Raw genomic sequence first — 14,087 nt, 5'->3', positions numbered from 1 at the left:
AAAAGCCGCCCCCTTACAAACCTGAATACGCTATCTGCGGACAAACTTCTGAAATTCAAGCCCTTTGCATGCCGATTTACAACGCTTTGGACACCCAAGCCCTCTTTGAACTGGCTTTGAACCGCGCCCGCGAGCGGGGTGTCGCCCTGCCTCGGGTGTTGTGGGTCATGCCCCGGGTTGAAGCAGCCCAGGCCTTCAAGGCCGCTTACCGCAATGCTTTGGGCGAAGGGGCGTGTGTTTCCCCCCACATTCAGACGGCTGACCGGCTTAGCCAACCCCGTGCCCAAGCGCCGTGGTGGGCCTTGAAAACCCAATTGGTCGCCATTTTGCAGGGCCTGCCCCAGTTGACCCATGGCCTGGCGGCCGCCCAAGTGTGGGCTTTGGCCGAGGAATACCTGCAATTGGCCTGCCGCTGGGTGTGGACCCGGGCCAGCGCCGGGCAAGCGTTTGAGGCACATTTGGAGTCCAACCGCCTTGCGGGTGAGGAAGGGCAGGTGGTGCTGCAATTGGCCCAGGTGTATCAGGATGAACTGATGGCCTTGTGGCAACCGCCTTCGGTGGGGCCCAATGACGTTGACTTGGTGGTGTGGCTGGACGACGGCGAATTGCTGCCCGGCCACTGGTGCCGCCACTTTTTGCCCAACAGCCCGGTGGAGCGTTTGGTGTTGAACCCCGTGCAGGGCCCTGCGCCTTGGCAGGCCCTGGCTGAGCGTTGGCATGCAGGGGGTGAGTGCCCGGTGAGTTTGTCCTTGGCCCCCGATGAAACCGCGCAGGCCCACCAGGCGGCCCACATGGTGCTGAATTGGCTGAAACAAGACTCGACCGACACCATTGTGATTGCGGTGCTGGACCGCCTTGCAGCCCGCCGCTTGGTGGATGTACTTGACCACCACGGCCTGAAAGTGGATGACCGCACCGGTTGGCGCCTGTCCACCGCGCGGGTGGCTGGCTGGCTGGACCAGTTGATGACCGCCTGGGTGCAGGACGGCCAGTTGCTGCGCATGCCAGGCCCCTTTGGCGGGGCAGACTTGCCCATGGACCTGCCTTGGGCGCGAACCGGTGAACGAACCCTGGCGGATTGGGCGTCGGCCTGGGTTCAATTGATTCAGAAGCAGGGGGCAGACACCTTGCTGCATGGGGACGAGGCAGGCCGCATTCTGTTGCAAGGCTTGCGGCAAATGCAGGCTTCCCCCAGCGAACAGGTGTGCAGTCCTGCAGATTTTCTGGCTGCATGGCGGCATTGGGCCGAGCAGGAGCGTTTCCGCCCTGAAGACATCGAAAGCCCCGTGCGCATGGTTCCCCTCTTGTCCACCCGCCTGCGCCCATTGGGCCGAGTCTTGGTGTTGGGCTGTGCCCAGTCGCATTTTCAGGAAAGCCCGCCGGGCTTGCTGCCGCCTGCGGTTGCCATGGAATTGGGTTTTCCTGGCCCACGGGCCAACCGCATTCAGCAGATTTCTGCCTTGTTTGAATTGTTCAACACCGCCCGGTGTGTGCAGTTGGTGCATGCCAGCCAGCAAGGCGGCCGCAGCGAACCGTTGTTGCCCGAGTTGATGTGGCTGGACTTGTTGCGGGTTCAATCGGGGGCCGAGGCGCAGCGCAGTTGGCGATCCTCCTATGCTTCACTGATAGTGGAAGCCACTCAGACCGAGCCTTTGCCCTTGGACCTGCAGGCCTTGCCCAACGGGCGCTCGGTGCCGGAACGGCTACGGGTGACCGCGCTGGATGACTGGGCCCGTTGCCCCCTGCAGTTTGGCCTGAAGCATGCCTTGCCCTGGCCCCGTCAGCAGCAGGACACAAGCCCGGATTTTTATCGGCTGCGCGGGATATTCACCCACAGAGTGCTTGAGCGGCAGGCTCATCGGGTGAGCCTGAGCGATGCTGACCTGAGCAACCTAGAATTCTGGAAAACCACCCTGGATGAATCGCTGGATGAAGAATGGGGCAAGCTGAGTCTGGACGAACAAGCTGTGCTGCACCCCTTGCTTCAAACCCTGCGCGCCTTGGTGCCACGATTGGCAGGACGGGTCATGGCCCGGTATTTGGAAGGCTGGCGTGTGACGGGCACTGAAACCCTGGTGCAGGGGGAACTCACCCTGAGCGGCCTGAAGCGTAGCCTGCCCCTCAGTGGCCGTGTGGACCGGCTGGAGAAACGGCTGAATGACGGTCAGGTGATGATCACCGACATTAAATTCAAAGCCTTGGGCAATGTAAAAAAAGCCGCAGCGGACCCACTGGCCAACCCCCAACTGCCTGCGTATCAAGTGCTGACCGGGCATCCCCATGCGCAGCTCAGTTACTTGGCTATTCACAATCACGATGTGGCTTGGGTGGACATTGCCCCGCCAGAAGACCCCGCGTTGGATGGGTCTTGGGGGCAGGCCCTCATGGCCGACCTGGATCGGCAACTGTCGCTGTTCTTCAGTGGGCAGCAGAATTGGGCTGCCCAGCCCGGCGACCACTGCAGCACTTGCGATGTGCGGGGCGTTTGTCGCCCTGACGAGCGCCTGATTCAAGTTGCCTCAATCGACGATTCAGGGGTGGAAGAATGAGCACAGTGTCGGTTTCCCCTTTGGTGCAGGTGGCGTGTGACCCCCATGCCAGCGTGGTGGTGGAGGCGTGTGCGGGCAGCGGAAAAACCTGGTTGCTGACAGCGCGTCTGTTCAGGTTGATGTTGGAAGGCGCCAAGCCTGAGGAAATTCTGGCCATCACCTTCACGCGCAAAGCGGCGCAGGAGATGCAACACCGGGTCCACGAGTTGTTGCGCCAATGCGCGCTGGCGGACGATTCCGCCTTGTCCACCTTGCTGCTGGAAAGGGGCGCGCAGGACACCCCGGAGACGCGCGCCCGTGCCCGTGCCTTGGCCGGTGAGGTGTTGACCAGCCCACGCGGCATCACGATCAACACCTTCCACGGCTGGTTCACTTCCCTGTGCCAGTTGGCCCCGCTGTCCAGCGGTTTTTCACGCCACAACGAGCCGACCGAACAGGTTGAGTTCTGGACTGATCAGGCCATTGATGCACTCAACCGCGAGGCGGTGTCTGCAGGCTCAGACGATGAGCCTGTGTTGCAGGCTTTGGCCGTGTTGGCCACCCACCTGGGCCGCGAGGGGCAGAGGTCTGTCTTGCAGCAGGCCTTGTCCAACCGTGTGGCCTGTGAATTGGTGTTGGCCAACCCTGATGCACTGGCGCTGGAAGACGTGTTTGGGCTGGACCACACCCAGCAGTGGCCACAGGCCTGCCTGTTGGACCCAGCGTTTCGGGATGACCTCATGAACTTGGCCCGTGGTTTGGGGTTCGGCACGGAGACTCAAGCCCGACAGGCCAATCAACTCGAAGAAGCCTTAACCCGCCTGAATGGTGCTGGCCTGGGCGATGCAGATGTATTGGAATTGGCATGGCAAACCATTCGGTCCATGTTGCTCACCGGCAAGGGTGAACCGTCCAAAAAAGTGCAAAACCTGACCAAGCCACAGCGAGAGAAGGGTGGTCTTGATGATGGCACTTACGCCGATTTGGTGAGGCGCCTTCAGACCACTGCAGCGGTGGCTTTGCAACGTGAGCGTGATCAAATCGATTTGGCCTGCACCCAGGCCTTGATGGTGGTGCTGCCCCCCTTGTTGCGCACCTATCAGCAGGTTAAGGCCAACCATGGCCTGTGCGATTTCGATGACCTTGAAGCCACAGCCATGAAGCTGATGATGGACCCTGAGCAGTCGGCGTATATGCTGCAAAAGCTGGATGCCCGGGTGCGCCATGTGTTGATTGATGAGTTTCAGGACACCAACCCGGTTCAATGGGCCATCCTCAAATGCTGGCTGGACGAGTATGGTCAGGCCGACAAGCCCACCGTGTTTCTGGTGGGCGACCCCAAGCAGTCCATCTACCGCTTCCGCCGGGCAGAAGCCCGTCTGTTTCAGGCGGCGTCGCAGTGGTTGCAAGCCGAGTATGGCGCGCAGCACTTGGCCTCAGACAGTACCCGCCGCTGCTTGCCTGCTGTGGTGGAGGTGGTGAATGCTGCGTTCACCCAAGGCCAGAACTGTGGCAACACAGAGTTTCGGCCCCATCAAAGCTTGGCTGCCGATTCCAAAGACGTTCAACCCGCACTGACCCTTTATCCCCTCGTGGACCGCACCGCAGAAGGCGAGCCTGGCGAGGGCCGCAGGGTGGTGGACGTGTTGTTGAGCTGGCTTGCCCAAGGGCGCATTGAGGGGCTGCATCAAGTGATGGTGTTGGTTCGGGCCCATGACAGTGCGACTGCCCTGATTGCCGCGTTGCGCGAATCTGGCCTGAACTATTCCCTCAAGGACAGGGGCGAGCGTTATCAAACCTTGGTTTGGGACGACACCATTGCCTTGCTCGCAGTCTTGATGAATCCCGATGACAATCAACACCTGTTGGAGCTGTTGCGCAGCCCGTTGATGGACTTGCACCCCAGCCACCTCCAGGCCTTGATGGACCACGCCGAGCAAGCCCGCGATTCAACCGTGTGGGCCACCGTGGTGCGTTTGGCTGGCTTGCAACAGCAGCCATGGGTTGATGTGCATCAACGCATTGCCCATTGGTATGCCTTGGCACACACCCTTCCCCTGTTCGAGACCTTGTCGGTGGTGATTCATCAGACTGGCGCGCAGGCCCGTTATTTGGCCAGTGCCAATGCCCGGGAAAGGGCGTTGGTGGTGGGCCATTGGGATTGGCTTAAAGCCTGGGCCCTGAATTTGAACAAAGGGCGCTTCCCGGATTTGCAGTATGCATTCAATGAGGCGGTGAGGTTGCGCCAGTACGGCGGTTCGGACGGGGAGGGCAGTGAACCCGCCAAGAACGTGCTGCGCATCTACACTGTTCACTCGGCCAAAGGCTTGGAGGCTGACCATGTGTGGCTGCTGGATGCCAACAAAGTCAGCACGGGGGGCGGTGGCAGCTCCGCAGGCTTGTTGCTCGACTGGCCGCTGGAACAAATCAGGCCGCGCTCGGTGACCGTGATGCAGAACACGCGCAAACCCAGTTTCGCGCGTGCGCAAGCCTTTGATCAAGACGTACAGGCCTTCGATGCGGAGGAGGACCACCTGCTGTATGTGGCGTTGACCCGTGCCCGTTGCTCGGTGCATGTGAGTGGGGCCGTCAGCAACCGGGTCAATGGCCCCATGTGGTATCCGCGGCTAATGGCCCTGGGTTTGGGGCATCAGTCTGACTGGGTGCAAGCCCCGCACACCTCACTGGGTGCCTTAAGCGTTGCGGCCAGCCCATCGGCCGCTCAGGGTGAATTGTTTGCTGCGGCGCAAATGGTGCGATGGGTGCAACCTGATTGCCCGCCGCTGGCTGCTTTGGCTGAACCGATTGGACAGGTTCGCCCACGGTTGCGGGGCCCCGAACTGCTGATGGGCACTGCTTGGCATGCGGCCATGGAGCATGTAGACGAACTCGGCGAGCTTGGTGATTTTGAGCCCTGGTGGCAACAGCGCTTGCTGGATTGCGAATCCGAGTTTCTTGACCTTGAGCCCGACCAACTGGCGCAGGTCAAGGCCGTGTGCCAGGCTGTGCTGGCCTTGCCCACCTTGAAGCCTTGGCTGGCCGGGGCCACACAGGCCTGGAATGAACTGGAGTGGACCTTGCCCAATGGCCGCCTGTTGAGGGCCGACCGGGTGGTTCGCTTGCCCGGCCATTACCTGGTGGTGGATTACAAATGGTCTGTGGACGAGTCCAACCGGCCAGGCTATGTGGCCCAAGTGCTTGAATACGTGGCGCTTGTGGACCAAACCCTGGGGGCAGGGCAGGCACTGGGGCCTACACAGGCGGTGCTGATTGACCGGCATGGGCAGGTTCACCCCGTGGGTTCGGTGTAGAATCCGGAACTGGCGGGCCTCCCCGCATGGCGTAGCGGCCAACCTGGTCAGGTCCGGAAGGAAGCAGCCACAACCGTGAAGTCAGTGCCGGGGTTCTGGCTCGCCTTTTCATTTGGGGATCATTGCGCATGTCTCAAACTGTTTCTCAAGCCTTGGCTCGAAAGTGGCGCCCGCGCGATTTCGAGTCTCTGGTTGGTCAGGACCATGTGGTCCGCGCGCTGACCCACGCGCTTGAGAACCAGCGCCTTCACCACGCCTACCTGTTTACAGGCACCCGGGGCGTGGGCAAAACCACCATTGCCCGAATTCTGGCCAAAGCAGTCAATTGCGAGCAGGGTATCAGTGCCCGCCCATGTGGCCGCTGCCAGGCTTGTCTGGAAATTGCTCAAGGGCGGTTTGTGGACCTGCTGGAAGTGGATGCCGCCACCAACACCCGTGTCGATGAAATGCGGGCCCTGCTTGAAAATGCCATGTATGCCCCCACCGCTGGGCGCTACAAGGTCTATGTGATCGACGAAGTGCACATGCTGTCCACCAGCGCCTTCAACGCCATGCTGAAAACGCTGGAAGAGCCGCCGGGCCACGTGCTGTTCATTTTGGCCACCACCGATCCCCAAAAAATTCCGGCCACTGTGCTGTCCCGTTGCCTGCAGTTTGGTTTGCGCAACCTGGGGCCCGATTTGCTGGCCCGCCACTTGGCCCACATTCTTGAACAGGAAGGCGTTAGCCACGAGCCTGCTGCATTGCGCCTGATTGGCAAAGCCGCGCGCGGCAGTGTGCGCGACGCCCTGTCGCTGACCGACCAAGCCATTGCTTATTCAGCGGGCCAGGTGTCGGAAGCCACGGTGCGCCAGATGCTGGGCAGTGTGGACATGCGCGTGGTGAACCAAATTCTCGGCTGTTTGGCCCAGCGGGATGGTGCTGGCCTGGTTGCCTTAAGCCGCAGCTTGGCTGAAACCGGCGCCCCCTATGCCGCTTTGTTGGATGAACTGGCTGCTGTGGCCTACCGTTTGTCGGTGGTGCAGTTGGCAGGCATGGAGGCCGATGAAGACCCGGACGAAGCCGCTTTGATGGCCCAGGCTCAGCAATTGAGCCCAGAGGATCTTCAACTGATTTACCAGATTGCCGTACATGCCCGGGCTGAGCTGCCCTTGGCCCCCGATGATTCAGTTGGCTTTTCCATGGCCTTGTTGCGCATGTTGGCCTTTCGCCCCGGTGGTGCCGCCCCGGCGCTGAGTGCTGGCCCCGCCAATTCAGCACCGGCCCCTGTGGCCCCCCGCCCGCAGGTTCCATCTGCCCCCTTGGTGGCCAAACCCGTCGCCGTGTCAGCCCCGGTGGTTTTTGAAGCCCCCAAAGCTGTGGTGCCGCCGGTGGCGGTGGTGTCTGAGCCTGCAGTGGCGGCGGCCAAAGCACCTTCCGTGGCCCCGCGCAGTGCACCGGCCCGCCGGCCTTTGCCCGAGCCTGCCCAATGGCCCGATGAGTCGCAACGGATTGACGCCAAAGGTTTGGTACGACAGGCTTTGGTGCAGGCTGAGTTGTTACAGGTTCAGGCCGACGGGGATACCGCCGTGTTCCAGTTGCGCACTGCCATCAAAACCTACACCGATGCCAGCATGGTAGCCCGCGTGGAAGCGGCGCTGAGTGAGCATTTCGGGTGCACGGCCCGCGTGCAGTGGAGTGTGGGTGAAGTGCAGCAGACCGCAGCAGCCGTTCAATCCGAGAACCGCAAGCAGGCCTTGCAGGCGGCGCGGCAATCGCTGGACGACGATCCATTTCTGCAGGACATCAGCCAAATGATGGGTGCCTCCATCGTGGCGGGTTCCGAGCGTTCATTGACCGATCAGGGCCCCGCCGACGTGTGACCCTGACACACCCAAGGAGTACAAAACCATGATGAAGGGACAATTGGCCGGCCTGATGAAACAGGCCCAGCAGATGCAGGAAAACATGCAGCGCATGCAGGCCGAGATCGGCAAGCTCGAAGTTGAAGGGGCTTCCGGTGGCGGCTTGGTCAAAGTGGTGATGACCTGTAAACACGATGTGAAGCGCGTGACCATCGACCCCAGCCTGCTGGCCGATGACAAAGACATGCTGGAAGACCTGATTGCTGCCGCATTCAACGACGGTGTGCGCAAGTCCGAAGCCCTGATGCAGGAAAAAATGGCCTCCGTGACCGCTGGCTTGCCCCTGCCACCCGGCTTCAAGATGCCTTTCTGACCTGCAGTGATTCCAACAAAGGGCTGACCCCATGAACCGGCGTGTGTCTGATCCGTTTGTGGACCTGGGCCCTTTGGCTGACTTGGTGCAGGCCCTCAAGCGCCTGCCCGGTGTAGGGCCGAAGTCGGCCCAGCGTTTGGCCTTTCACCTGTTGCAGCACGACCGCGATGCCGCAACCGGCCTGGGGCAAGCCCTCTTGGGGGCGGTGGCGCAGATTCGCCATTGCCGCCGTTGCAACAGCTTTGCCCACGACGAGTTGTGCGGCATTTGTGCAGACACCAAACGCAACCCGGCCCTGCTGTGTGTGGTTGAAACCCCGGCGGACCTGGCTGCGATTGAAGCCACTCACACCTTCAATGGCTACTACTATGTGCTGATGGGCAAAGTGTCCCCGCTGGATGGGGTGGGCCCTGAATCGCTGGAATGGCCACGCTTGGCGCACCGGCTGGATGAAGCTGAGCTGGAGGAAGTCATCTTGGCCACCAACTTCACCAATGAAGGCGAAGCCACGGCTGTGTTTCTCACGGACCGCATACGGCGTTTGGGCTTGAAAGTCAGCCGTTTGGCCCGTGGGGTGCCGATTGGTGGCGAACTGGAATACACCGACCCCACCACAGTGGCCCGTGCGCTGCTCGACCGGCGCGTGCTGGGCAATGAGACGGAATGAACCCCCGATGAACACCCCTCACACCACCCCCGCTTCTTCCGAGGCACCCACAACCCCTGCCGGCCCCCTCCAGGGCTTGCGCGTGGTTGAACTGGGCACCTTGATTGCAGGCCCGTTTGCCAGCCGCATGATGGCCGAGTTTGGTGCTGAGGTCATCAAGGTTGAAACGCCGGGCAGTGGTGACCCCATTCGCAAGTGGCGGGTGTTGCATGAGGGCAATTCCCTGTGGTGGGCGGTGCAGGCCCGCAATAAAAAATCAATCACCCTGAACCTGAAAGCGCCAGAAGGGCAGGCGGTGTTGCGCCAGTTGCTGGCCAGTGCCGATTTTCTGATTGAGAATTTTCGCCCCGGCCAACTGGAAAAATGGGGCTTGAGCCCGGCTGATTTACAAGCCCTGAACCCACGTCTGATTGTAGTTCGCCTCAGCGGTTATGGGCAGACTGGCCCTTACAAAGACCGCCCAGGTTTTGGCGCCATTGCTGAGTCGATTGGTGGCATGCGTTACCTGAGCGGCGATGTGGACCGCCCTCCGGTGCGTGTCGGTATTTCGATTGGAGATTCATTGGCCGGGCTGCACGCGGTGATTGGTGCCCTGATGGCTTTGCAACACCGCCACCGCACAGGGCAGGGCCAGGTGGTGGATGTGGCGCTGTACGAGTCTGTGTTCAATATGATGGAAAGCCTGTTGCCCGAGTATGATTTTGCGGGGGTGGTACGCCAGCGTTCGGGGGCCAGCCTGCCGGGCATTGTGCCGTCCAACACTTACACCTGCGGTGACGGGGGCTACATTGTGATTGGTGGCAACGGCGATGCAATTTTCAAACGCCTGATGACTGCCATAGGCCGTGAGGACATGGCCAACCACCCGGGCATGGCCACCAACGATGGCCGAGTGCAACACACTGCGCTGATTGATGAAACCATTGCCCAATGGTGCCAAAGCCGACCCATTGATGAGGCGGTGGCCGTGCTGGAAGAGGCCGACGTGCCGGTGAGCAAAATCTACAGCATTGCCGACATTGTCAAAGACCCTCAATTCCAGGCCCGAGGCATGATCGAGGAACACCCTTTTGCAGGTGGCCGCAGCCTCAAAGTGCCGGGGGTAGTGCCCAAGCTGAGTGACAGCCCGGGGGGCACGCGCTGGTTGGGCCCTGAACTGGGGGCGCACACGGACGAGGTGCTGGCCGGTTTGGGCTACGACGCAGCCACCATCGCCCAATACCACACGCAAGGTGTGGTGTAACCCACCCTTACTCGTAGACGAGGAAGGTTTGCTCCTTGCGGTCATAGGCGACCAATCGGTTGGGGGTGACGGACACAAACATCACGGAACTGAGCTTGCCCGATGCGTCGGTGCAGTTGACCTTGGCGGTCACCAGCACCTTGCGCGGGTGAATCTGGCTGTTTTTGACCGTCAGTGCCTGGGCCTGTGGCGTTTTCTGGTTCAGTGTTTTCAGCAGATTGCCAGGCACCTGTCGGTCAAACACGATGGTTTTGTTGCCGCTGCACACCTCGCCGTGGCCCACTTGAAGTCGACCTTCTGGCCCCAGGTCGATGGTCGAGCCGAGTTTGGAATCCAGAAACTGAGTATTTGATGGGCTGCACCCGTGGGCGCAGTGGTAGCTGGCCAAAGTCCAGCGGGTTTTGGAAAATTCCGGCGGGGCATCAGCCAGTGCGACTTGACTGAACCCAAGGGTAGACAGCAGGGTGAGGGTGGTGTGCAAACGCATGCAGCGCATCTCCTGTTCAATGGCACCGTTCAAGCATAGGTGCCGCAGGAAATGCGCTGCAAATGGTGAGTCGGGTCTGCCTTGGCTTAAACCCTGTGGTTCAGGCCTTCAGCAATCCATCCAGTGTCTCGGAATCCTTCACAAAGGCGCGGATGCCTTCGGCCAGTTTTTCAGTGGCCATCGCGTCGGCATTCAGGGCAAACCGGAACCCGGCTTCGCCATCAGCAAAGTGCTGCGGGGCTTGGGCCTGCGCCCATTCGGGGGTGAGGTCTACGGTCAGGGGCACGTCACTGGCTTGCAGTTCAGCCAGCAGTTCGGGGCTGATGGTCAGCAGGTCACAGCCTGCCAAGGCCTTGATCTGACCAGAATTGCGGAAGCTGGCACCCATCACTTCGGTGCGGATGTCGTTTTGTTTGAAGTACGCGTAAATCTGGCGAACAGATTTCACGCCCGGGTCATTCACCCCGGCATTGGCCGCTTCATCCCATTGAGCGCCCGCGGTTTTTTTGTACCAGTCGTAGATTCGCCCGACAAAAGGGGAAATCAGTTGAACACGGGCCTTGGCACAGGCATGGGCCTGAATGCCGGAAAACAGCAGGGTCAGGTTGCAGTGGATGCCTTCCTGCTCCAGGCGTTTGGCGGCCTGAATGCCTTCCCAGGTGGAGGCTATCTTGATGAGCACCCGCTGTTCGGTGTTGATGCCCTCGGCCTTGTACAGTTGCACCAAGCGGCGCGCGCGGTCCACGGTGGCTTGCGTGTCGAATGACAGGCGCGCATCCACTTCGGTGGACACCCGTCCTGGAATCAGGTCCAGAATGCGTTGACCGAATTCGACCAATAGACGATCGGTTTGAAGGTCAATGCGGTCGGTGCTGAAGCGTGATTTGATGCCGTCCAGCAGCGGGCGGTACTCGGCTTTTTGAACCGCTTTGAGGATCAGCGATGGGTTGGTGGTGGCGTCTTGGGGGCGGTAGGCCGACATGGCCTGAAAGTCACCTGTGTCGGCAACCACGGTGGTGACCTGTTTGAGTTGGTCCAGTGTACTGGGCATGGCAGTGTGTCCTGCATTGGAAAGTCAAGGAATACCCCGCAAAGTATAGGCTTTTCTGTCCGCTGTTTTCCTTGCGATGGGGTAAGCTGAGCAGCATCACTTTCCACACAGGTGTGGCTGACATGTCGGATGAGCAGTACGACCGGGCAAGCGTGCCCCAACAGGCGTTGATCAATCACGCCCAATGGGACCGGCTGACCAGTGAATTGGGCTTGCCCATGTTGCTGGAATTTGTGGATGAGTTTCTGGATGAAACCCAGGCCCAATGGATTGATGTGGTGCTGGACCCAGCGGCCATGGACCCCAAGTCCTTCCGCTCCATGGCCCACAAGGCGGCTGGTGCTGCAGGCACCATCGGGCTTGCGCGCCTTCGCCATGTGTTTCTGTGTATGGAACACAACCCGATTGGCCCAGACACCATGTATTTTCTCGAAACCTTGCCCGCTATTCTGGGTCAAACCCGCGCATGGGTACAATCGTTGAATTGACTCGAATTGAACGCTGAACAGCGGTTGGGGTGTGGATGATGTCCAAGGCGAAAGTGGCCATGGCGGGTGTGTTGCTGAGTGCTGCGGCACTGGGCAGCGCCTTGTATGTTCAGGAAGTGATGCAGTGGTTTCCCTGTCCACTGTGCATTGTGCAGCGTTATGCCTACTTGGTGGTGGCCAGCGGTTTCTTGTTGGCTTTGTTCAGCGCGCCGCATGGGCTGATGCGCAACTTTGCGCAGGCTGTTGCTGGCTTGGGCGCAATCGGTGGGGCAGGGGCCGCGTTTTACCATGTGTGGGTGTTGGCCAACCCGGCTCAGACTTGCGGTGTTGACCCGCTTCAGCTCAAGCTCAATGCATTGCCTTGGGTGCAGTGGTGGCCCGCTATGTTCACGTCAGATGGTTTGTGTTCCGATGTTTACCCGCCCTTGTTCGGCTTGAGCCTGCCCTTGTGGAGCGGCTTGGGCTTTGTGGCAGCCTCGTTGCTGACCGGTTTGCTGGTTAAAGCCCGCCGGTAAGCGCATCGTTCAACCGCAGGTGGGTACGGTCAAGGTACCGGCCTCGGTCAGCACCACCCAGTCGCTCGCCGACTTTTTGGGCGCAGCTGCCCGTTCCAGTTCTTCCATGTACGCCAGCAGGGCCCCCAAGGCGGGCATTGCCTTGGGGTTGCCACTGCTTTGCACGGCGTGCAGCACAACGGCCAGCGCATCATCCAGTTTGTTCGACATGTCCAGCCCAGTGTCACGGTTACGCACCGCCAAGGTGTGTGGCGCGCAGGTGGCATGGGCTGTTGTGGCGTATAAATGGATGGCTTGCATGGTGTGTGCGTCCCTGGTTTCCGTGAAAACAGGTTCGCATGGTGGGGCAGGGGGGCATATTCAAATTAAGGGCGATTTTTCCCTGCAGTTTGGCCCATGACCCGTGCGGGTTGCCCAGGGTGGGGGATCAAGTTTGTGGGCCAGACACCGTCAAATCCGATGTTCATAGGAGCCCCTGACATGTTGATTAATCTGCCCGATCCGGAAGTGGTCAAGCCGCTGTTGCAACGCAAGTCTCTGACGCCGGATCAGATCTATTTGTCCAATGGTCAGCGCTTTGGGTCCTCCAAGCGTTTGGGCAACGAGCCTTTGGTGGTGCTGGAAACAGAGTTGGGCCGCTCCACGGTGCTGTTTCTGCAGGCGCGGGCCGTGTTTGATGAATTAACGTGCTGTTACAAGGTATTGGCCAAGGCGCTGACAGACGAAGATCCGGACACCTTTGTGCCGGTGATGGATGAGTTGGCCAGCAAAATTCGCCACTTGGCGGAACACCATTTTGATTTGGCGTATGCGTATCTGTCGTGGCACACGGCGGACGATTACCCGGTGATGCACCATGTGCTGGTGGCCTTGACGGTGTACAGGGTGGGGGCCAACAGCGGGCGTTTTGCGCCTGAGGTGCTGGATTCCCTCATCAAGGCGGCGTTGTCGATGAACATCAGCATGCTGGGCCTTCAAGCCCGTTTGCGTTCGCAGACCGAGCCATTGAGCCGTGACCAACGGGAAACCATCCGCAAGCACCCGGAGCAGGGTGCCAACAAGCTGGGGTTGTTGGGTGTGCGCGATGAAATGTGGCTGGACACGGTGCGCCTGCATCATGAACTGCCTGATGGCAGTGGTTACCCTGCACAGATCAAAAACGAACATTCGGGGTCGGTGCTGCTGGGTGTGTGCGATTCTTTCAATGCGCGCATGGCTCAGCGTGAGTACCGAGCCAACTTCACGGCGGAGCAAGCGGTGAAGGACTTGTTTGCCCACGGCAACGCCTTGTCCAGCGACTTCACCGCCATCATTCTGGAAGAACTGGGTATTTACCCCGCAGGCAGCTTGGTGCAACTGGCCGGGGGTGCCATTGGGTGCAGTTTGATTCGCGGAGAGACAGCCATCACCCCCACGGTGCTGGTGTTCAAGAACATTCCCAATGGGGGCACCGCACCAGCCTTGATGGACACTGCACGCGAACAGAATGCGGTGAAGTTTGCGCTGCCCCGAAGAGACTTGGGCCGTTTGCCCGGTTTGCTGGAGTTGTTGGGCAAGGCGGTGTGAGCCGAGTGCACGCC

At 60.3% G+C, this 14,087-nt stretch carries 12 protein-coding genes and 1 other RNA gene; 10 read left to right on the top strand and 3 right to left on the bottom strand.

Annotated features, from left to right (window positions below):
- Window positions 1-68: 68 nt before the first annotated feature.
- The 7 genes from ACK4FF_RS07575 to ACK4FF_RS07545 all read left to right on the top strand — a co-directional run bounded on the left by ACK4FF_RS07575 (window position 69) and on the right by ACK4FF_RS07545 (window position 9,966).
- Complete coding sequence (locus ACK4FF_RS07575; RefSeq protein WP_409706858.1) at window positions 69-2,549, top strand: RecB family exonuclease; 2,481 nt, start codon at window positions 69-71, stop codon at window positions 2,547-2,549.
- Window positions 2,546-5,839, top strand: a complete 3,294-nt coding sequence (locus tag ACK4FF_RS07570; protein ID WP_409706855.1) for a UvrD-helicase domain-containing protein — start codon at window positions 2,546-2,548, stop codon at window positions 5,837-5,839. Before ACK4FF_RS07575 ends, ACK4FF_RS07570 begins: the two co-directional genes overlap by 4 nt.
- A gap of 11 nt (window positions 5,840-5,850) precedes the next feature.
- An RNA gene (gene ffs, locus ACK4FF_RS07565) (signal recognition particle sRNA small type) lies at window positions 5,851-5,947 on the top strand.
- Window positions 5,948-5,967: 20 nt separating this feature from the next.
- The gene (gene dnaX, locus ACK4FF_RS07560; protein WP_409706852.1) at window positions 5,968-7,701 is read left to right on the top strand and encodes a DNA polymerase III subunit gamma/tau; all 1,734 of its coding nucleotides are present in this window, start codon (window positions 5,968-5,970) and stop codon (window positions 7,699-7,701) included.
- Window positions 7,702-7,729: 28 nt separating this feature from the next.
- Window positions 7,730-8,056 (top strand): YbaB/EbfC family nucleoid-associated protein, encoded by a 327-nt coding sequence (locus ACK4FF_RS07555; RefSeq protein WP_409706849.1) that lies wholly within the window; start codon window positions 7,730-7,732, stop codon window positions 8,054-8,056.
- A 31-nt stretch (window positions 8,057-8,087) separates the two neighbouring features.
- Entirely contained in the window at window positions 8,088-8,723 is a 636-nt protein-coding gene (gene recR, locus ACK4FF_RS07550; RefSeq protein WP_409706846.1) for a recombination mediator RecR, read from the top strand.
- 7 nt (window positions 8,724-8,730) lie between these two features.
- Entirely contained in the window at window positions 8,731-9,966 is a 1,236-nt protein-coding gene (locus ACK4FF_RS07545; protein ID WP_409706843.1) for a CaiB/BaiF CoA transferase family protein, read from the top strand.
- A 7-nt stretch (window positions 9,967-9,973) separates the two neighbouring features.
- On the opposite strand, the gene ACK4FF_RS07540 is transcribed toward ACK4FF_RS07545, so the two are convergent.
- Together ACK4FF_RS07540 and tal are read right to left on the bottom strand one after the other, a co-directional pair.
- Window positions 9,974-10,453: a hypothetical protein gene (locus ACK4FF_RS07540; protein ID WP_409706840.1), complete on the bottom strand. Its 480-nt coding sequence runs from the start codon at window positions 10,451-10,453 to the stop codon at window positions 9,974-9,976.
- Between the two features lie 100 nt (window positions 10,454-10,553).
- Window positions 10,554-11,504, bottom strand: a complete 951-nt coding sequence (gene tal, locus ACK4FF_RS07535) for a transaldolase (protein ID WP_409706837.1) — start codon at window positions 11,502-11,504, stop codon at window positions 10,554-10,556.
- A gap of 122 nt (window positions 11,505-11,626) precedes the next feature.
- Here tal and ACK4FF_RS07530 point away from each other — a divergent pair, with 122 nt between their 5' ends.
- Both ACK4FF_RS07530 and ACK4FF_RS07525 read left to right on the top strand, forming a co-directional pair.
- Window positions 11,627-11,992 (top strand): hypothetical protein, encoded by a 366-nt coding sequence (locus ACK4FF_RS07530; protein ID WP_409706835.1) that lies wholly within the window; start codon window positions 11,627-11,629, stop codon window positions 11,990-11,992.
- Window positions 11,993-12,027: 35 nt separating this feature from the next.
- The gene (locus ACK4FF_RS07525; protein ID WP_409706832.1) at window positions 12,028-12,507 is read left to right on the top strand and encodes a disulfide bond formation protein B; all 480 of its coding nucleotides are present in this window, start codon (window positions 12,028-12,030) and stop codon (window positions 12,505-12,507) included.
- 9 nt (window positions 12,508-12,516) lie between these two features.
- On the opposite strand, the gene ACK4FF_RS07520 is transcribed toward ACK4FF_RS07525, so the two are convergent.
- Window positions 12,517-12,807, bottom strand: a complete 291-nt coding sequence (locus tag ACK4FF_RS07520; RefSeq protein WP_409706829.1) for a hypothetical protein — start codon at window positions 12,805-12,807, stop codon at window positions 12,517-12,519.
- Window positions 12,808-12,987: 180 nt separating this feature from the next.
- Here ACK4FF_RS07520 and ACK4FF_RS07515 point away from each other — a divergent pair, with 180 nt between their 5' ends.
- Window positions 12,988-14,073, top strand: a complete 1,086-nt coding sequence (locus ACK4FF_RS07515; RefSeq protein WP_409706826.1) for an HD-GYP domain-containing protein — start codon at window positions 12,988-12,990, stop codon at window positions 14,071-14,073.
- The last annotated feature ends 14 nt before the right edge of the window (window positions 14,074-14,087 follow it).

It is taken from the genome of Limnobacter sp. (genome assembly GCF_046297615.1).
In the GTDB taxonomy this organism is placed as follows: domain Bacteria; phylum Pseudomonadota; class Gammaproteobacteria; order Burkholderiales; family Burkholderiaceae_B; genus Limnobacter.
The sequence above is the reverse complement of the archived record's forward strand: the minus strand, read 5'-3'. Positions and strand labels throughout refer to the sequence as shown.